This is a genomic window from Enterococcus sp. AZ128, from assembly GCF_051714485.1.
Taxonomy (GTDB): domain Bacteria; phylum Bacillota; class Bacilli; order Lactobacillales; family Enterococcaceae; genus Enterococcus_A.
Map to the genome: position 1 here is coordinate 981,003 of NZ_JBIORZ010000002.1, position 18,234 is coordinate 999,236.

The window sequence follows — 18,234 nt, forward strand, 5'->3', positions numbered from 1 at the left end:
GGAAATCAAATGAAAAAATGGGTAAACCGCGGTATTGCAGCAGTTTTGTTGATCATGGGAATCGGCGGGTTAGCAGGCTGCGGAAATGAGAAAGAGGCTGCAAAAAGTGATGAGAAGAATGTAACGATCGGGGTCACAAGCTTCGCTGATACTTTGGAGCCGACTGAGCAATATTTTGGCTGGGTCGTTTCCCGTTATGGGGTTGGTGAAAACCTGGTCCGTTTTGATAAAGACGGAAAGATCGAACCCTGTTTGGCAGAAGAGTGGTCTGTTAGTGACGATGAATTGACCTGGAGCTTTACTATTCGTGAGGATGTGAAATTTTCTAATGGCAATGAAATGACACCAGAGATTGTAAAGGCTTCGCTTGAACGGTCATTTAAGCTAAACTCACGAGGTGAAACCTTCTTTAAACCAGAGTCAATTGAAGTAAAAGACAACCAATTAGTAATCAAAACAGAGAAGCCATCTGCGGTTGTTCCAGGAAGTTTGGCAGATCCGCTCTTTTTGATTGTTGATACGACGGCTGATACGGATACGTTCGCTAAGGATGGGCCAATTTGTACGGGTCCATATGCGGTGAAGAAGTTTAATCCAACAGAGGACTGCGAACTGGTTAAAAATGAACATTACTGGGATGGCGAAGTACCATTGGATACAGTCACTATGAAATGTATCGATGATCAGGCAACCCGTTCGATGGCCTTGCAAAACGGTGAAATCCAAGTGGCCTATAACTTAAAAACTGAAAATCTAGAAGAGTTCAAAAAACAAGATGATATCAAGAACATGAAGCTGGAGTCTCTGCGCTCTACGTATTCTTTCATGAATCAAAACGGCCCGCTGAAAGATTTGAAGCTGCGGCAGGCATTGATTCGCGGATTAGATCGTGAAACTTATGCGAAGAAATTATTAAAAGGCGGAGCAACACCAGGCAAGGCGCCGATTCCGCCGACATTGGATTTTGGATTTGATGAATTAAAGGATGAAAATGCCTATGATCCAGCTTCAGCGAAAAAAATATTGGCCGAAGCTGGTTATAAGGACACGGATGATGACGGTTTTGTTGAAATGCCAGATGGAAAACCGCTAGAGTTAGAATTTGTGATCTATACTAGCCGTGAAGAGCTGAACATTTATGCACAGGCGGCACAGGCAAACTTGAAGGATATTGGCATCAATGTCAAATTGAACACGGTGAGCTACGAAACATTGCTGGATATGCGTGACTCTGGCAGCTTTGATATGCTGATCTGGAATGTGCTGGTAGCGAATACGGGCGATCCGGAAAATTATCTACGAGAAAACTGGTATAGCAGCTCTCCATCGAATCAAGCGGGTTACAAAAATGAGAAGGTCGACAAGCTGATTGATGAGCTGGCGGTCACTTTTGAAGAAGATAAGCGTCGTGATTTAGATATTGAGATCCAGCAACTGATTATGGACGATGCCGCGACAGTTTTCTTTGGTTATGAAACAACGTACTTGTTCTATTCTGATCAGATGACCGGCTTAGAATTGTATCCGATGGACTACTACTGGCTAACAAAAGATGTGAAGTTTAAATAGAGAGTGAGCGCTTATGCTAAAGATTGAGAAACTATCTGTTCGTTATCAAGGAAATCAATCCTCCAGCCTGGAAGACTTCGACCTGACCCTGCGAAGTGGTGAGATTATCTGTATCGTAGGTGAGAGCGGCAGTGGAAAATCTACTGTGCTGAAGGCCATCTTAGGTGCGTTACCAAAAGAAACCTCTATTACTGGTGAGATTCAGTTTGAAGGGGGAGCGTTGCTGCAGCAAACAGTTTCTCAGTGGCAGCAGATGCGGGGAACGGCCTTTTCCATGATTTTTCAGGATAGCAATGCGTCCTTGAATCCCATTCGAAAAATTGGACGGCAATATGAGGAATATATTCTTCAGCACAAAGAAATAAGCCGTGAAATGGCGCGGCAGCAAGCGGAAGAGATGCTGACGAAAATGCAGTTGAGAGATGCCCATAGTATTATGAACAGTTATCCGCATCAACTAAGCGGTGGGATGTGTCAGCGAGTCGGTATTGCAATGGCGATGACCTTCAATCCTAAGCTGCTTTTGGCGGATGAACCTACCAGTGCACTAGATGTGGTTACACAAGAACAAATTGTAGACGAACTTTTACGCGTTCGAACACAGTTCAACACAGCGATTATTCTCGTTACTCATAATGTGGCGATGGCGGCGTACATGGCGGACCAGTTGATTGTGATGGAAAAGGGGCGGATCGTCGACCAAGGTTCTCCTTTAGAAGTAATCAATACACCTAAAAGCTCCTATACAAAAAGACTCTTAGCCTCGGTTCCTGAGCTGGAAGGAGAAGCCTATGTCTGAAATGATTCTAGAAGTGAATGAATTGACGAAAGATTTCACTTTACCCAACAAAGAAGTATTAACCGCCTGCAACCAGCTTACTTTTACTGCGGAAAAAGGGGAAACACTGGGAATCGTTGGTGAGAGTGGATCGGGAAAATCAACGTTGGTGAATATGCTGATGCTGATGGAAGAGCCTACACACGGCAGTATCCATTTCCATGGGAAGAACCTGTTGACCTTAGACAGACGGGAGATTTGGCAACTTAGACCAAGGATTCAAATGGTTTTTCAGGCACCTGCTGCTTCGATTAATCCAAAAATGAAAGTGATCGATGTCGTGACAGAGCCCTTGTTTAATTATCGAAGGCTGGAGCCACAGGATAAGCGCAAAAAAGCTCAAGAATTATTGGCGATGGTGGAGCTTTCTGAAGAATATTTGGAGCGCTATGCCCACCATTTAAGCGGCGGCCAATGTCAACGGGTAAGTATCGCTCGAGCGTTAGCGTTAAATCCTGAGATTTTGATCTGTGATGAAGCTACATCTGCTTTGGACGTTTCTGTACAGAAAAGTATCATTGATCTGCTGATCAAATTGCAAAAGAAAAATAATATGACAATCCTGTTTATTAGTCATGATCTGGAACTCGTTCAATCGTTTGCCCATGCTATTTTGGTCATGCAAGAGGGCAAAATTGTTGATCAATTAGCTTCTGACCAATCATTGAGTTCTTCAGAAGTACCTTACACGCAGCGATTGATCAAGTCCGTTTACTCGTTAGCCAAAGTGAACCAGCGTTTGCTGACGAACGGTTAGATATCCATGAAAGCACAAAGGAGAAAAATTGATGAAACATCTGTTGGAAAATCAGCCAACTTCTAGCACGCAGCAGTACCATATTCAGGTAGCGGAAACAGCAGTGACGCTTCCGGCAACTATCATTAAAGGCGGGCAATTAGGACGGACCCTGCTGATCACTGCAGGTATTCATGGCTCGGAATATCCGGGGATCGAGGCCGCAAAACAATTGATTCGAAAAATTGATCCCAGCCGACTTGCGGGAAATGTGTTAATCTTTCCATGCATCAATCAGCGAGCTTTCTTTGAGCGAAGAGCATTTGTCAATCCGGCTGATGGAAAAAACATCAACCGCTGTTTTCCAGGCAATCCTTTAGGGACAGAATCTGAGAAGATTGCTTATACTTTGGAAAAAGAAGCCTTTTCCACGGCAGATTTTTATCTTGATTTTCATAGCGGTGATCTATCAGAAAAATTAAATGCCTTTGTCTTTGTTCCAGGGGTTGGCGAGCCGGCAGCACTGAAAAAGGCCCGTCAACACGCGAATTGTTTGAATCTGCCCTTTGGAGTCATTTCTAAAGGACGAACGGAAGCCTACAATCGCGCATGCGCTATGGGAGTTCCTGCTTTGCTGATCGAACGTGGCGGATTTGGTGAATGTCATGCTCAAGAAATCGAAGGCTTTGTTGATGACGCAGCTAGAATTATGGCCGATTTGAAAATGCTGGAACAACCACTCGAAGATAAAAAGGAATTGCCATTACTAACGGAGGTTTGTTACGTCCATAGTCCATCAACTGGTCTATGGACGCCTACCTGTGAAATTAGCGATCTAGTTCAAAAAGGTCAGCTGTTGGGCGTGATCGAAGATTTTTTCGGCAATGTTTTAAAGGAAGTCTTTGCAGAACAGGAAGGCCAGATTTTATATCAAGCCGCTGGGCTACCGATTAACGAAGGCGAGTCATTGATTGCATATGGCTTGTAGGTAAGTGTAAATTGAGATGGAAAGGTATTAATAAAATGAAACGAGAGCTGAGCGATTCAGCTCTTTTTTTTCGTGATTTTTGAATGTGAAGGTAAAAAAATTATAGTCAATTACATTATTTTGACGAACCAGCGATTTAAGAGATATCTCCTCAAAATAGAATTCTTGGTTATAAACGTCAAGATGTGCTAATAGTCGTCTCTTTTTGTTATTTAAAATGAATAGTTATGATAATGATTTAGAAATAAAAGAATCAGGAACGTTATTACCCAAAGGTTTAATAAAAAAATCTAAATAAGAGTATTCTGGAAACCTATTTACATCGGCGTTATCATTGAGCTATCATGTAGAAAATGAAACGATTACATTAAGATGGAGGATGAAAAGTATGGATGTAGTGTTGGGGCAGAGACAGTTGTTTTGTATGGGTGAAAAAGGCTTACGGAAACGCTTGGTTCAGTATTATCAACAAACGAAAAATACTGCTACTGTAATGGAGTTTGCTGTAGCAATCCTTATAAGACAGGCTTTGTGTGTCAGTGATTTTTCTGACACCTGCAAAACGGTGCTTCGCGAAATTTTGCTGATGTCCCGACCAAACGATACGCTGCGCCGATATTGCATGCTCTTTCAAGATTATTTTACTGACGAAGAATGGCAGGGGGTTATTCTTCGTCTATTCAGTAATGCTGCGGAGTTTAGAAAATTCACCAAGGAAACTTGTTTATATAAAACACTTTTAGATAAGAAGAATCAGGAGACATCGAAGGTCTCCGATTATCAATTCAATATTGTTTCGATATTCAAGGATGCCAACGGCAAAAGACATACCTGGACATTAAAGGACGCTAAGAAGGTTTGTTCTGAAATTGAAACAAGCGAAGTCTTGAAGATATTGACGTCTTTGACGATTTTTCAGGTATCAGGCGTTCGCCGTTTTACTGAATACGTAAAATTTAAAAGTCCTAAAACCTGTATCGATGCCGAACATGAGGAGATGTCTGTAGAACAAACGGAGACTACTCAAGATACGCTGAATCAAAAGACTGCTGGATCGAAAAATGAAGCTCTGATTCAATCTATGGCGGATCAATCTGCTAAAAGTTCCCAGTCTCCTTTGTCCGCTGATGAGGCTGTTCGTGCGTTGACGCACGAAGAACTAATGGCAGAAATCGATGCGAAGTATCCCTTACCAGGCGAATTGTCGCAAAATGCTGCGGCTTTGGTTAAAGAAACGGCTCCGCCAGCGAAGAAAACGGCTGGGAATAGTGAGTTATCTGGAAAAATAAAGCCAAAGGACATGTTACAAAAACCAGATACCACTTACGAGCACTATGGAAAAAGTATGGAACGCATCATGAATGAGCGTAAGGATAAACAGCTTCAGCGAGAGGTGAACAAACTGTTAGGCAAACCGAAAAATCGAAGGAAGAGGTGAAGTCTGTCTTTAGATGAACCTAATACGAACTGTCTGATCGAAAAAAAGTGAGACGATTGGGCTTCTTAAGTATGGACTAATAAGAGCTTTGGACAATATGTTTAGGGTGGTTTATTAAATAGAGTCTGCAAAGTTTATGCTGAACACGAGAGAACGGATAGCTATCCGTTCTCTCGTGCTTTTTGCGTGCATTGAACAAGATAAGAATCGGTTATGATTCATATGCTGATAAAAAAATAGTTTCAATAATTATGTATATGGACTATAATTTAGATGTTAACTATAAAAATAGTTTCAAAAGTGGTGATGATGTGTTAGCGAAAGAGCTTTATTTAGATAGTAATCTAAAAGAATTGATGGAGTTTCCAGACAATGCGTTTCCCTTTGGTATTTGGCAGGATGATTTTAATGAGACGGTTGGCCAGATCCTGAATTACCATTGGCATGAGACGATCGAAATGAATGTATTGATAAAAGGAAGACTGGATTATCGATTGAATGATCAACGCTTTATTTTAAATGAGGGCGACAGCATGATCGTTTATTCGAATAGTTTGCATGGAGCCGCGTTACGAGAAAATGAGGATTCGGCGGAGATGCTGACGATCGTTTTTTCAGCGGATATTTTGACTGGCGGCGTTGCGGGAACAATCTATCAGAAATATTTTCAATCATTAAGCAACGAAGGTTTTCTTGGAAAGAAATTTGAGCGGGACAGTACAATAGGGCAGGAAATGTCCACCGCATTGATTGGGTTGGCAGCGATCGAGGAGCAGGCTGGTTATGAGTTGCGGATTCTTGCTAAACTCAGTCTGATCTGGGAAAAACTGTTTCTGCATTTACTAGATCAAGAAAAGTGTCCTCTGACAAAACGTCCAGAGAAATATGAAAAAGAAATCAAAGCTGTGATGACTTATATCCAGCAAAATTATATGGAGCGGATCACGATTCAAACGATTTGTGAATTTGCCGGTATCAGCCGTTCAGAATGTTTTCGAATTTTCGCCCGCTTTACACAAAAGAAACCAATAGAGTATATCAATGATTATCGTATGTCGTTGGCTGTCGCGCTGATGCTAAATACTAATTGGACAGTTGATCGTATCGCCCAAGAGTGCGGGTTCAAAAATGCCAGCTATTTTGGAAAACTATTTAAAGATCGTTTTAATCAAACGCCGAAAAATTATCGAATAAACCAAAGAAAAGAGGAACGCTCGATTGGATAAAATTGCAGTATTGATCCCCTGTTACAACGAAGCCCAAACAATTCAAGCGGTGATTGATGATTTCAAAAAGGAATTACCGGAAGGGACGATTTATGTTTATGACAATAATTCCACCGATGAGACCTACGCGATTGCCAAAGCGGCAGGTGTGAAGGTCAAAAAAGAAAGTCGGCAGGGAAAAGGCAATGTGGTGCGGACAATGTTTCGCGAGATCGAGGCGGAATGTTATTTGCTGGTGGACGGAGATGATACTTATCCGGCCAAAGATGCCCGCAATTTGTGCCGTGAGGTCTTGGAGAATGGTGCTGATATGGTGACGGGTGATCGGTTATCATCGACGTATTTTTCAGAGAATAAGCGTCCCTTCCATAACTCAGGCAATGTCGTCGTTCGAAACCTGATCAATTATTTCTTCAAAGGGAATATCAAGGATATTTTGACAGGCTATCGTGCCTTGAGTCCGCTTTTTGCTAAAAGCATGCCGGTATTAAGCAAAGGGTTTGAGATTGAGACTGAAATGAACATTCATGCGCTGGACAAAAACTTTGTAATCAAAAATGTTGAGGTAGATTATCGTGATCGGCCTGAAGGCAGCGATTCGAAGTTGAATACGATCTCTGATGGGATGCGAGTAATCAAGACGATTTTTCAATTGTTCAAAGATTATCGTCCGCTACTGTTTTTCAGTGCAGTGGCTGCTTGTTTAGCAGTGTTGGCAGTCATTTTAGGTATTCCAGTCTTCTTAGAATATTTCCGCACAGGCCTAGTTGAACGGATGCCGACACTGATTACGGCTGGGTTTCTGATGCTGGCTGCGCTATTGAACTTATCTTGTGGATTTATTTTGGATACAGAAAATAAAAAAGCTCGACAAAATTTTGAATTGCAATTGAACGTATTACAACAACTTATCAAAGGAGGAAGCGTATGATCAAGGCAGTAGCAGTAGATATGGATGGGACATTTTTAAATAGTCAAAACGACTATGACCGACCGCGGTTTGAGCAGTTATTTCTTCAAATGCAGGAAAAGGGGATTCGTTTCATTGTAGCCAGTGGCAATCAGTATTATCAGTTGCGGTCATTTTTTGAGGCTGACTGTGAGATTACGTATGTGTCGGAAAATGGCGCGTTGATTTTTAATGATCAAGGATTGCAGCGGGAACGACATTTCTCAAAGGAAATAACTGAAAAAATTATGACGTATCTAGTTGAAGGTGCCCATGATTTAGAGTTTGTAGCCTGTGGGATCGCATCTTCGTATGTACTGAAAAGTGCCAGCGAAGAATTTAAAAAATTTGCTGGGATTTACAGTTATCGGCTGGAAGAATTGGTAGATTTTGCCAACCTGCCTGAAGATCCGATCGTGAAATTTGCTTTGGATGTTGAGGTGGAGAAGACCAATGAGATCGCCGCGCAGTTAAACGAACTATTCGCTGATGAGATCACGGCGGTCACTAGTGGGCATGGCAGTATTGATATTATTGTTCCTGGTGTAACAAAAGGTCGAGCCATCAGTTATTTGTTAGATCAATGGGGGATCGAACCGAATGAATTGGCCGCATTTGGCGATGCCAATAATGATTTGGAAATGCTGGCGTTAACGGAACACAGCTACGCCATGAAAGAGTGCAGTCCTGATGTGTTGACCACTGCGAAGAATCAAGCCCCTTCGAATAATGAGTCGGGTGTCCTGCAGGTGTTAGAAGAGTTATTGAAATAGATCAATAAAATAGGTCTTTACACTAGAGGGGAGACAGATGGACAGCAAAGAGAGAGTAAAACAATTCTATGAAGGAGTCGTTTCGAACAATTTGATCGATCAGGTTTCAGACTATATTTCTCCCGAATGTACTATTAAAGCCGGTGAAACGATCATTCCATTGGGAGTCGATGGAATGAAGGAGCATCTGATTGATGTGAAGAAAACGTATCCTGATTATACGATGAAAATTATTCGTCAATTCCAAGATCAGGACTATGTTATTTCGGAATTTATTATGGAAGGGACGCATAAAGGGGATTGGTTAGGGATGAAAGCTACGAATAAGAAGCTTTCTTTCACAGGAGTAGATATTGATCGAGTTGTGGACGGAAAAATCGTGGAGCATGGCGGCGCGGTAAATACCTTCGAGACACTCTTTCAAGAGAAGATCATCAAGCCCTCTTGATGGCATGCTAAAAATGATTAAACGAAAAAAACGCGAAAACAGTGTAGCTTCTGTTTTCGCGTTTTTTAGTTAGTCCCCTCAGCGGCATATTCTTTATAAGATTTGGTTTTGTAGAACTCTTCCGTTGAACGCTGTCCATTTTTAGAAAAGATACTGGTTGAATCGCTCCCCAGCTTTTTCTCGAGGCTGGTTAGTGTTTTTAAAGAATTTTTGTAGCTGATTTCTTCTGATTTGACAGTAGTTAGACCGCCGTCGTAATAAAACCTCAGCAAGTCGCCATTGTTGATTTGGTCAGAAATAGCCAGCTGTTCATCAACTTGCTTTTTGACTACTTTTGCCGCCTCATAGATCTCAGGCTGACTGAAGTTCAATAGCTCGCCGGTTTGATTGTCATAGACATCGCCTTTGTGGTAGGAATAATCCTTTGTAACGAAATTTCCGTTGCGAAACGCGACTAATTGTTCTTTATTAGGTGAGAGCAAATCATGCCCCAATAGCATCAAGTTATCCGAACCGTAACCGATCATATTTAGTAAGGTCGGCAGTACATCGATTTGTCCACCGTAAGTATGATTGATAGTCCCTTTTTCTTGACCGGGAATATGGATGATCAGCGGTACTTTCTGGGCCTGCATCGTGTCAAAGGTCGTCCAATCTTCTTTACCGAATAATTCCTTCGTATCCTCGATCCGAGAATCAGATATACCGTAATGATCCCCGTATAAGACGATCATGGAGTTCTCATAAAGGCCGCTTGCTTTTAGGTAGTCAAAGAATTCTTTGATGGCGGTATCTGTATAATTAGCTGTCGCGAAGTAACCATCGATCGTTGAATCTCCGGTGTTAACTTTCGGGAATCCATTTTCGGCTTCAGGCAGCTCAGAAAACGGATAGTGATTGGAAACGGCCAAAAATTTCGCGTAAAAGGGCTGCTGCAGGTGTTCCAAATACTTCACCGATTGTTGGAAGAAGGGCTTATCATGCAAGCCATATTGGAAGGAATTTTTGTCATTCACTTTGTAGTAGCTGGCATCAAAGAAATGCTGATAGCCAAATTTTTTATAGGTTTCATTTCGATTCCAAAAGCTGCCGGCATTTCCATGGAAAGCCGCCGTCGTATAGCCTAGTTTTTGATCAAGTATCGCAGGAGCGGCGTTAAAGGTGTTCTTTCCGCCCAATTGTGAAAAAAGCGATCCCTGGTTCAAGCCAAACAATGAATTTTCTAATAAGGTTTCTGCGTCGCTGGTTTTTCCAGCGCTGACTTGATGGTAAAAATTATCGAAGCTAAAAGAGCCGTTGCTGTGATATAAGCTGTTTACAAAAGGCATGACTTCGTGTTCGATGCCATTCTCATCTTTAACCTTGTAATCAATTAAGAATTGGTGGGCACTTTCCAGATGAACATAGATGATATTCTTGTCTTTGGCGATACCGAATGTTTCCAAATTTGTTTCTTTTGGCTGCTGTTTGAGTTTTTCTGCCAAAACTTCCATATCATTGGGACTAGCTTGTGCACGGATCTGAGAAACTTGATAAGTTTTGATGCCGTCATAAACGGTGTAGGCATTGATCCCTAGATATTTCACCAGATAATCTCTAGAAAAAGTCCTAGTTAACAGCCCGGGCCGACTTGTTTCCGCCAAAATAATATTACCTGATAGAAGCAGTAAAGCGGCGATCGTTACTGAAAAAGCTGCTCTCGCCCGAACTGGACGGACATCCAGTGGAATTTTTTTCAAAAGTAGGACAGCCAATACAACGATGCAATCGAGAAAATACAGAACGTCATGGGGCTTAAATAAACGAATGGCACTCTCGCCAAGTCCGCTGGCGACTTTTCCGGCACCTAAAATCGTATCGATAGTGAGAAAATCAGTAAATTCCTGATAGTAGACGACATTCGCAAAAAGCAGGATGCTCAGTAATAGGTAAATAAGATAGCCGGTGATGTAGGCGGCTCGTGTTCTTTTGATAAATAGAAAAATCGACAAAAAGAGCATCGTCGTTGCGATTGGATTGATCAGCAGGATAAATACTTGAAGAGCATTGTCCAGCCTCAAATCAAAATCAATGAAATAAGCAAATAGATTTTTCGCCCATAGTAAAAGTATTAATAATAGAAAGAAGCCGAAGCGTGAATTCAGTTTGCGCTTGCTCATAATAGAACCTCTCTTAATCAGCTTTGTATCCCTTCATTGTACCGAAGAAACAATCGGTATGTAAAGGCTGTCAATATTTTGTGTATCGAAATTTATAAAAAAAGAAAGGCTAAGTGCCTAAAAAAAGAACGATAGATTCCCTCTATCGCTCTCATTTTAGGCTTCAGTTGGTTGTTTTTGATGTTCGCTGACAAAAGCCTTCGCTTCCTTATTGATCGTCTTCAAATCAACGCCTTGCTGCTTCGCCGCAAAAACACAGCCACAGTAGCATTGGCGGTAGACATCATACTCTTTACACATCTCGATTGACCGTTGATAACCGGAGTTCTTCTTAAAATCACTCGGTAAATAATGAGTATTATAAATTTTTTGGATATCCATACCAATTTGATTGATCAATTGACTATTTTTTTTCGGGGAAATCGTCAAGGCGCTGCCGAAATAATCGTAGCCCCGGTCCAACGCTTCCTTCGCTGCTAAATCCAACCGCATATTGAAGCAAGCGGTACAGCGTTTGCCGCCTTCCGGTTCTTCCGTCAGATTTTTTTGCTGCATCACTTGGATGAATTCGTTTGGTTTGTAATCATCAATGATCAGATCCACATGATTGTCAGTCGCGGCGTTAAAGTCATTGATAAATTTTTCCTGAACCAAAACCCGCCGTTGGTACTCACTTTCAGGATGAATATTGGAATTAGAGAAGAAGATCGTGATATCCGCATGCTGAGTCAAAAATTCCAATGTGTATGTACTGCACGGCGCACAGCAGGAATGAATCAGAATTCTAGGGCGTACGTCCGCTTTTTCCCATGATTGAATCATCTTATGGAGGACACGATCATAATTTATTTTTTGGTTGCTCATCTTTTCAACGATTTCCGTTGCATCAATAGTATTCATAAAATCACCTGTTGGTATTATAAGCGAAACAGGGTCGGAAAGAAAGCTGGATAAAAAGATATTCCTATTAAAACCGTCTGGCCTAAAACTAAAAAAAGTCTGAGAATGATTGAATTTTTTTAAATTGCGCATATAGTATATACTGTTAGGTATATACCGAATGTATTTTTAATCGGTAAAGTTGGTCTAGCCAATTTGACGAAGAATCAGTATAGTGAGGTTGAGAATACTTTCGACATCGTAGAAATAAATCCGTTAATAAGAATAAGGATACCAGTTTCTCTCGCATTTTCAATGGGGTAGAGAAATGGTATACGGCAAGAAAAATAAATCCATTATTAAGAATAAGGAGAGAATATGGAAGAGAAAAAAACGACAAAGGCGAAATTTGATCAGGTATCTGCTGAGATCGAGAAGCGCATTCACGAAGGGATGTATGTCAGTTCGCAAAAATTGCCCTCTGAGTATGATCTAGCTAAGGAATTTGATTGCAGCCGCCTGACGATTCGTAAAGCGATCGATGATTTGATCAATAAGAATATTTTGGTTAAGCGGCGCGGAAAAGGCAGTTATGTGATGTCGCAGCCAAAGATCCAAAGCGGGCGTTCGGGTCTACAAGGCTTTACCGAAGCGGCGAAATCGTATGGCAAAACCAGCAGTACGGAAGTCATTTCATTCCAAAAGGTTGAAGAACCATCAGAAGAAATTCTGAACGCGTTGCAGTTAGAAGCAGATCATCCAATCTATGAATTGGTTCGCCGCCGAATTTTGGACAATGAACCAATGACGGTCGAAAAGATTTATTTATCAGAGTATTACGTTAAAGGATTGACTAAGGAAGATTTTAACGGCTCTTTATTTAAATTGCTGGAGGAAAAGACCGAGATCGCCTATTCACATCAAGAGGTCGAGGCAATCTTAGTCAAACCGGATCTTTCAAAATTATTAGACGTTCCTATGGGTGACCCATTATTACAAGTTTATTCAGTGACCTATGCACTGGACGCGACACCGATTTTTTACGATATTTCTTATTATCGTTCGGATCGCTATGTATTCAAAACAACCCTTACTCGTTATAACCATTAGAATGGTGAAACCAAACATAATAAAGGAGTCTTCTTATGTCAGTTGATTTTAGAAAAGTGATTGAAGAGAGTAAAGAACAATTTTACCAGGATCTTGATCAAGTAATGCAAGTGGAAAGTGTCAAAGGAACACCGGAGCAGCATGCGCCCTTTGGCAAAGGCCCCAAAGAAGCCTTGGAAACGGTACTGGACTTGGCTCAGAAATATGGGTTTAAAACAGCGATCGTAAATGATGCGGTCGGCTATGCCCAATGGGGAGAAGCTGAAGAATATATTGGTGTTGTCGGGCATTTAGATGTCGTCCCTGCTGGTGAAGGCTGGTCTTTTCATCCCTTCAAATTGAGTAAACAGGACCAACGTTTTTATGGACGGGGAATTTTAGACAATAAAGGACCGATTTTAGCTTGCTTATTTGGTTTAAAGCTGTTGAAAGAACTGAATCTGCCCATTCGAAAAACGATTCGAATCGTTTTTGGAACAGATGAAGAAAATGGCAGTTCGGACATTCCAATGTATCTAAGCGATGAAAAAGCGCCTGAATTCGGCTTCACTCCAGACTGTAAATATCCAGTGGTGTATGGTGAGCGGGGCATTGTGAATTATGATATTTTGACAGCGTTTCCCGAATCGGAACTGAACACGCTAGGAGAATTTATGGGCGATCAGGCGCGTGACCATGTGCCCGATGAACTATCTTTAGCCATTGATGGAAAAACAATTCGTGTAATTGGAAAAAGAGCGCCTTCGAATGCGCCAGAACTTGGCGAAAATGCGATCACCTTATTAGCTGAAAAAATCACTCAAGAGGGGCTGACTACGGGCAGCTTGGCGGATTATTTCTTATGGATCGTAAAAAGCTTAGCTAATCAGCATTATGGTGAAGGCTTAGGTATCGATTTTTCAGATGCGGATAGTGGGAAGTTAATGATCACGCCATATCAGTTAGTCAAAAAAGATGGACAGCTAGCGCTTTCTGTTGCAATTCGTTATCCAGTCTCTGTGACGGAATCAGAAGTAACCGAGGCATTAGAGAATCATCTGCCTCTCGCTAGTCAATTAAACGTTGTCCGCCGAATCAAAAGCAGCCATTTCCCGAAAGAAGATGCGAATGTTCAAAAATTGGCCAATGTTTATGAAGAAGTGACTGGTTTAGATGGGACACCTGTGACAACGACTGGGGCTACTTATGCTCGTTTTGTCCCGAATATCGTCGCATTTGGTCCATCATTTCCGGGTCAAAAAGGCATCGCTCATAATCAAGATGAATACATGGATGAAGAGGATCTGCTATTAAACATGGAAATCTATATGCGGGCCATGTTGAAATTAATTGAATAAATGGACTTGTTGTACTATAAATCGAGTCGCTGGGTAGAAAGTTGGAAAGGGTAGTCAACTTTGCCCGCGGCTCGATTTTGTTGAATTTACTTTGGGTTCAATTTCTATTAATACGTTTTATATTGGCCCCCCTTGACAATTATTTTAGCAGGACATACAATTTCACTAGTATGAGATGAATGCGTTTTCCTGAATTGGGATGTAGAAAGAGGGATATGATGAGTTTAAATGAGAGTGTTATTTATAGAGAACCGGTCATAGACGATGCCGAGGAGATTGTCGCTTTTTACAATCGAGTCGGTGGTGAGACAACTTATTTGAGTTTTACAGAGAACGAGTATCCGCTAGATGTGGATATGCAGAAAGAAGCCATTTTAGGTACTGAACAGCAGCCGAATTCTGTCATGATTTTGGCAGTCGCTGGAGATCAGATTGTTGGGATTGGAACGATTAGCTCGGGGAATAAAATTAAGGCTAGACATTGCGGAGAACTAGGCATCGTTGTCACAGAAAAATACCAAGGAAAAGGGATCGGCAGTGAGTTGATCCGTTGTCTGTTAGAGTGGTCCAGAGGAAACAGAATAACTACCAAGGTTCAGCTGGATACTAGAAAAGACAACGAAATGGCAGTGGAATTGTATAAAAAATTTGGTTTTGAAATCGAAGGGGAATTGAAGAATACTACGTTGATTGATGGCCAATATTATCATTTATATGTCATGGGCTTGATGCTGTAGACTTTTTCTTTTTTTTGTAACTAACTATAAAAAAAGCAGAGATTCATAGTTTTAGCTTTATCACTTTCAACGACGTCACTTTTTAATCAATCATTTGCGTGAAGAACTACACTCCTGATCTATCGGGCGTGTAGTTTTTTGATTCTCTGCAATTAATTAGAAGCGATTGAAGACTATGTTTTATTTCTATTTAAAAGTGATATTCCATTACAGTGGCGTACCGTTTTTTTATTTTATCCTTTTTTTAACTTAGAAAACGCTAAAAAAAGATAAAAAAATTTGTCATTTAGTATATACAAAACAGTATATACTATTTATAATGAGGTCAGATTTTGAAATGTAAACGGTAACGGAAGGGGTACGACAATGGTTTGGGGAGCAATTGCCACGTGGCGTATGGCACACGATGGTGTGGTAGAAGCATTGCGCTTATTAGAGAAAAAAGAGGGAGCCGGCGATGCCGTAGAGACCTTGATCAAGACAGTAGAGGATTATCCTTACTATAAATCAGTGGGATTTGGCGGATTGCCGAACGCTGAAGGTATCTTAGAAATGGATGCTGCTTTTATGGATGGAGATACCTTTGAGATCGGTGCAGTCGCCGGAATCACAGATGTAAAGAACCCGATCGCTGTTGCACGACAGTTAAGCAAAGATAAATTCAATAGCTTCCGGGTAGGTGAAGGCGCCACCAAGTATTCGATGCTGGAGGGTTTTGAGCGGAAGAGTATGCTGACAGAGCGTGCTCATAAAATCTGGGAAAAACGCTTGAAGGAAATTCAAGAGAACAATTTGAACCCTTACGATGGTCACGATACAGTTGGAGCGATTACGCTAGATCAAATGGGCACGATGACGGCTGGAACTTCTAGCTCCGGATTGTTCATGAAAAAACCTGGTCGCGTAGGGGATTCACCTTTATCTGGTTCCGGATTTTATGTGGATAGCGAGATTGGTGGAGCAGCTGCCACTGGATTAGGGGAAGACTTGATGAAGGGCTGTTTATCCTATGAGATCGTTCGTTTGATGGGTGAAGGCGTAAAACCACAGGCAGCTTGTGACAAAGCGGTCTATGAATTTCACGATAAATTGACAGCACGTTATGGAAAAGCAGGTGCGTTTTCACTAATTGCGATGAATACCAAAGGCGAGTGGGGAGTTGCTACGAACGTGGAATTTACCTTCAGCGTTGGCAACGATCAGGAAGATGCGCAAATATTTATCGCTAATATGGGAGCGAACCATACTACCGATATTCAACCAATCACGCAAGAATGGTTGAAGGCTTACGAAAAACGGATTAAGGCACCAATTGAATAAAGATTAGGAGAGTGGAGAGTTATGAAAAAAAAGGTCTATCTATTTTGTAGTCAAGGAATGTCAACGAGTATGCTAGCTCAGAAAATGCAAAATGTTGCCGACGAGCATAATTTACCAATGGAGGTAGCTGCGTATTCCCATGGTCTATTAAACCAAATTATTAATGAGAAAAAGCCAGATGTTATTATGCTTGGCCCACAAGTTAAATATTTATATGACGATACAGTTAAAAATTTTGGTTCTTATGGAGCACCAATTCTAATGATTAACCCTGAAGACTATGGAGTAATGAATGGGGAAAAAGTGTTAAAACAGGCAATCGTTGCTTTAAAAAAGAAAAAAACTCAATAGAGAGTAAATAAAAGGGGGATACAAAATGTTTGATGCATTAGAGAAAACTATGATGCCTTTAGCTGAAAAATTAGGGAAGAATAAAGTATTAGTAGCAATCAGAGATGGCTTCTTAATAACAACGCCGTTAATAATCGTCGGATCTCTATTTTTACTATTTAGTAACTTTCCTATCCCTGGATGGGAAAATTTTTGGACAGGGATCTTAGGGAATCAGTGGAGTTCGTGGTTTAGCAATGTTTCTGGAGCTGTTTTCGATGTAGTTGGATTTTTATCGTGTTTAGGTACTGCCTATGCATACGGAAGAGAATTGGAAGTTGATCCCATTCAATCTGCTGCGGTAGCTGTTGTAGGCTTTCTTATCTTGACTCCAATGAGAATGAATGTGGCTGGTGTCGCTGATCCTTTAGGAGCTATTGATCTGCAATATTTAGGAACAAACGGGATATTTTTAGCTTTAGTTGTTGCTATCGTTTCTGTTTTAATATATGCTTTTGTATCCAAAAGAGGTTGGACGATCAAGATGCCTGATGGTGTACCACCAGCAGTGTCAAAATCTTTTGAAGCACTAATTCCTAGTGGCGTGGTAATGTTATTATTCTTTTTTATAAGAATTGGGTTTGAATTTACATCATATGAAACAGTTCATAATTTCATTTTTGAAATTTTACAAACTCCATTAAAGGGTGCGGGGAATACTTTGTTTGCCCAAATTATTTACTCGTTAGCTTGTACTGTTTTCTGGTTCTTCGGAATCAATGGTCCTGCTGTGGCAAATTCCGTTTTTGCTCCGATTAGTAAAGTGTTAACAATGGAAAATTTGAATGCTTTTCAAGCAGGTAAAGAATTGCCTAATATTTTTACTGATCCATTTTCTAACTTTTTCACTAATTATGGAGGGGGAGGTAGTACCTTATCCTTGGTCATTGTGATGGTTATTTTCTGCAAATCTGAACGGATCAAAAAGTTAGGTAAATTATCTCTTGTACCTGGTATATTTGGAATTAATGAACCAATAATTTTTGGATTACCTATTGTATTGAACCCCATCATTATTATTCCGTTCATTTTAACGCCAACGATCAACTTATTACTCTCTACTGCGGTGACGAAACTGGGTATCATTCCGTATACAAATGGTGTTGCTTTACCGTGGACGACCCCAATTGGATTTTCAGGATATTTATCTACGGGGAGCTTTTTAGCAGTTATTTGGCAATTTCTATTGTTGGGTTTAGGTTGTTTCATTTATTATCCATTTATTAAAACTTTAGACAAACAATACTTAAAGGAAGAAGCTGAGGCTAGTATTCGAAAGGATGAAGAAGAAGACCTCTCTTTTGATGATTTAAATTTTGATGATTTATAGAAAGGAA

General features: G+C 40.9%; 17 protein-coding genes. 15 read left to right on the plus strand and 2 right to left on the minus strand.

Going from position 1 to position 18,234, the window contains the following annotated elements; translation table 11 throughout:
- Positions 1-9: 9 nt before the first annotated feature.
- The 9 genes from IGI38_RS16565 to IGI38_RS16605 all read left to right on the plus strand — a co-directional run bounded on the left by IGI38_RS16565 (position 10) and on the right by IGI38_RS16605 (position 8,965).
- Entirely contained in the window at positions 10-1,569 is a 1,560-nt protein-coding gene (locus IGI38_RS16565) for an ABC transporter substrate-binding protein (RefSeq protein WP_438732597.1), read from the plus strand.
- 13 nt (positions 1,570-1,582) lie between these two features.
- Positions 1,583-2,368, plus strand: coding sequence for an ABC transporter ATP-binding protein (locus IGI38_RS16570; protein WP_438732599.1), 786 nt, complete (start codon positions 1,583-1,585; stop codon positions 2,366-2,368).
- Positions 2,361-3,164: an ABC transporter ATP-binding protein gene (locus IGI38_RS16575; protein WP_438732601.1), complete on the plus strand. Its 804-nt coding sequence runs from the start codon at positions 2,361-2,363 to the stop codon at positions 3,162-3,164. The genes IGI38_RS16570 and IGI38_RS16575 overlap by 8 nt, the downstream gene beginning before the upstream one ends.
- 31 nt (positions 3,165-3,195) lie before the next feature.
- Positions 3,196-4,131: a M14 family metallopeptidase gene (locus IGI38_RS16580; RefSeq protein ID WP_438732603.1), complete on the plus strand. Its 936-nt coding sequence runs from the start codon at positions 3,196-3,198 to the stop codon at positions 4,129-4,131.
- A 388-nt stretch (positions 4,132-4,519) separates the two neighbouring features.
- The gene (locus IGI38_RS16585; RefSeq protein WP_438732605.1) at positions 4,520-5,569 is read left to right on the plus strand and encodes a hypothetical protein; all 1,050 of its coding nucleotides are present in this window, start codon (positions 4,520-4,522) and stop codon (positions 5,567-5,569) included.
- A gap of 257 nt (positions 5,570-5,826) precedes the next feature.
- Positions 5,827-6,795 (plus strand): AraC family transcriptional regulator, encoded by a 969-nt coding sequence (locus IGI38_RS16590; RefSeq protein WP_438732606.1) that lies wholly within the window; start codon positions 5,827-5,829, stop codon positions 6,793-6,795.
- Positions 6,788-7,726 carry a glycosyltransferase family 2 protein gene (locus tag IGI38_RS16595; RefSeq protein WP_438732608.1) on the plus strand — a complete coding sequence of 313 codons (939 nt, stop codon included), beginning with the start codon at positions 6,788-6,790 and terminating at the stop codon, positions 7,724-7,726. The genes IGI38_RS16590 and IGI38_RS16595 overlap by 8 nt, the downstream gene beginning before the upstream one ends.
- Positions 7,723-8,517 (plus strand): Cof-type HAD-IIB family hydrolase, encoded by a 795-nt coding sequence (locus IGI38_RS16600; protein WP_438732610.1) that lies wholly within the window; start codon positions 7,723-7,725, stop codon positions 8,515-8,517. The genes IGI38_RS16595 and IGI38_RS16600 overlap by 4 nt, the downstream gene beginning before the upstream one ends.
- Positions 8,518-8,554: 37 nt before the next feature.
- Complete coding sequence (locus IGI38_RS16605) at positions 8,555-8,965, plus strand: ester cyclase (protein ID WP_438732611.1); 411 nt, start codon at positions 8,555-8,557, stop codon at positions 8,963-8,965.
- 65 nt (positions 8,966-9,030) lie between these two features.
- Here the strand turns inward: IGI38_RS16605 and IGI38_RS16610 are convergent, their stop codons facing one another.
- Complete coding sequence (locus tag IGI38_RS16610; protein ID WP_438732613.1) at positions 9,031-11,124, minus strand: LTA synthase family protein; 2,094 nt, start codon at positions 11,122-11,124, stop codon at positions 9,031-9,033.
- 156 nt (positions 11,125-11,280) lie between these two features.
- On the minus strand, positions 11,281-12,024 hold the full coding sequence (locus IGI38_RS16615) for an epoxyqueuosine reductase QueH (RefSeq protein WP_438732615.1): 744 nt from the start codon (positions 12,022-12,024) through the stop codon (positions 11,281-11,283).
- A gap of 357 nt (positions 12,025-12,381) precedes the next feature.
- Here IGI38_RS16615 and IGI38_RS16620 point away from each other — a divergent pair, with 357 nt between their 5' ends.
- The 6 genes from IGI38_RS16620 to IGI38_RS16645 all read left to right on the plus strand — a co-directional run bounded on the left by IGI38_RS16620 (position 12,382) and on the right by IGI38_RS16645 (position 18,227).
- On the plus strand, positions 12,382-13,113 hold the full coding sequence (locus IGI38_RS16620) for a GntR family transcriptional regulator, LSA1692 subfamily (protein WP_438732617.1): 732 nt from the start codon (positions 12,382-12,384) through the stop codon (positions 13,111-13,113).
- A 35-nt stretch (positions 13,114-13,148) separates the two neighbouring features.
- Positions 13,149-14,450, plus strand: coding sequence for a Sapep family Mn(2+)-dependent dipeptidase (locus tag IGI38_RS16625; RefSeq protein ID WP_438732619.1), 1,302 nt, complete (start codon positions 13,149-13,151; stop codon positions 14,448-14,450).
- 218 nt (positions 14,451-14,668) lie between these two features.
- Positions 14,669-15,187: a GNAT family N-acetyltransferase gene (locus IGI38_RS16630; RefSeq protein WP_438732621.1), complete on the plus strand. Its 519-nt coding sequence runs from the start codon at positions 14,669-14,671 to the stop codon at positions 15,185-15,187.
- 366 nt (positions 15,188-15,553) lie between these two features.
- Positions 15,554-16,507, plus strand: coding sequence for a N(4)-(beta-N-acetylglucosaminyl)-L-asparaginase (locus IGI38_RS16635; RefSeq protein WP_438732623.1), 954 nt, complete (start codon positions 15,554-15,556; stop codon positions 16,505-16,507).
- Between the two features lie 21 nt (positions 16,508-16,528).
- Positions 16,529-16,858, plus strand: a complete 330-nt coding sequence (locus IGI38_RS16640) for a PTS sugar transporter subunit IIB (RefSeq protein WP_438732625.1) — start codon at positions 16,529-16,531, stop codon at positions 16,856-16,858.
- A 25-nt stretch (positions 16,859-16,883) separates the two neighbouring features.
- Positions 16,884-18,227, plus strand: a complete 1,344-nt coding sequence (locus IGI38_RS16645; RefSeq protein WP_438732627.1) for a PTS sugar transporter subunit IIC — start codon at positions 16,884-16,886, stop codon at positions 18,225-18,227.
- The last annotated feature ends 7 nt before the right edge of the window (positions 18,228-18,234 follow it).

What these genes read in the sequence shown, in the direction of transcription:
- IGI38_RS16565 (WP_438732597.1), top strand. Translation starts at nt 10, where the DNA reads ATGAAAAAATGGGTAAACCGCGGTATTGCAGCAGTTTTGTTGATCATG.
- IGI38_RS16570 (WP_438732599.1), top strand. Translation starts at nt 1,583, where the DNA reads ATGCTAAAGATTGAGAAACTATCTGTTCGTTATCAAGGAAATCAATCC.
- IGI38_RS16575 (WP_438732601.1), top strand. Translation starts at nt 2,361, where the DNA reads ATGTCTGAAATGATTCTAGAAGTGAATGAATTGACGAAAGATTTCACT.
- IGI38_RS16580 (WP_438732603.1), top strand. Translation starts at nt 3,196, where the DNA reads ATGAAACATCTGTTGGAAAATCAGCCAACTTCTAGCACGCAGCAGTAC.
- IGI38_RS16585 (WP_438732605.1), top strand. Translation starts at nt 4,520, where the DNA reads ATGGATGTAGTGTTGGGGCAGAGACAGTTGTTTTGTATGGGTGAAAAA.
- IGI38_RS16590 (WP_438732606.1), top strand. Translation starts at nt 5,827, where the DNA reads ATGGACTATAATTTAGATGTTAACTATAAAAATAGTTTCAAAAGTGGT.
- IGI38_RS16600 (WP_438732610.1), top strand. Translation starts at nt 7,723, where the DNA reads ATGATCAAGGCAGTAGCAGTAGATATGGATGGGACATTTTTAAATAGT.
- IGI38_RS16605 (WP_438732611.1), top strand. Translation starts at nt 8,555, where the DNA reads ATGGACAGCAAAGAGAGAGTAAAACAATTCTATGAAGGAGTCGTTTCG.
- IGI38_RS16610 (WP_438732613.1), bottom strand. Translation starts at nt 11,124, where the DNA reads ATGAGCAAGCGCAAACTGAATTCACGCTTCGGCTTCTTTCTATTATTA.
- IGI38_RS16615 (WP_438732615.1), bottom strand. Translation starts at nt 12,024, where the DNA reads ATGAATACTATTGATGCAACGGAAATCGTTGAAAAGATGAGCAACCAA.
- IGI38_RS16620 (WP_438732617.1), top strand. Translation starts at nt 12,382, where the DNA reads ATGGAAGAGAAAAAAACGACAAAGGCGAAATTTGATCAGGTATCTGCT.
- IGI38_RS16625 (WP_438732619.1), top strand. Translation starts at nt 13,149, where the DNA reads ATGTCAGTTGATTTTAGAAAAGTGATTGAAGAGAGTAAAGAACAATTT.
- IGI38_RS16630 (WP_438732621.1), top strand. Translation starts at nt 14,669, where the DNA reads ATGAGTTTAAATGAGAGTGTTATTTATAGAGAACCGGTCATAGACGAT.
- IGI38_RS16635 (WP_438732623.1), top strand. Translation starts at nt 15,554, where the DNA reads ATGGTTTGGGGAGCAATTGCCACGTGGCGTATGGCACACGATGGTGTG.
- IGI38_RS16640 (WP_438732625.1), top strand. Translation starts at nt 16,529, where the DNA reads ATGAAAAAAAAGGTCTATCTATTTTGTAGTCAAGGAATGTCAACGAGT.
- IGI38_RS16645 (WP_438732627.1), top strand. Translation starts at nt 16,884, where the DNA reads ATGTTTGATGCATTAGAGAAAACTATGATGCCTTTAGCTGAAAAATTA.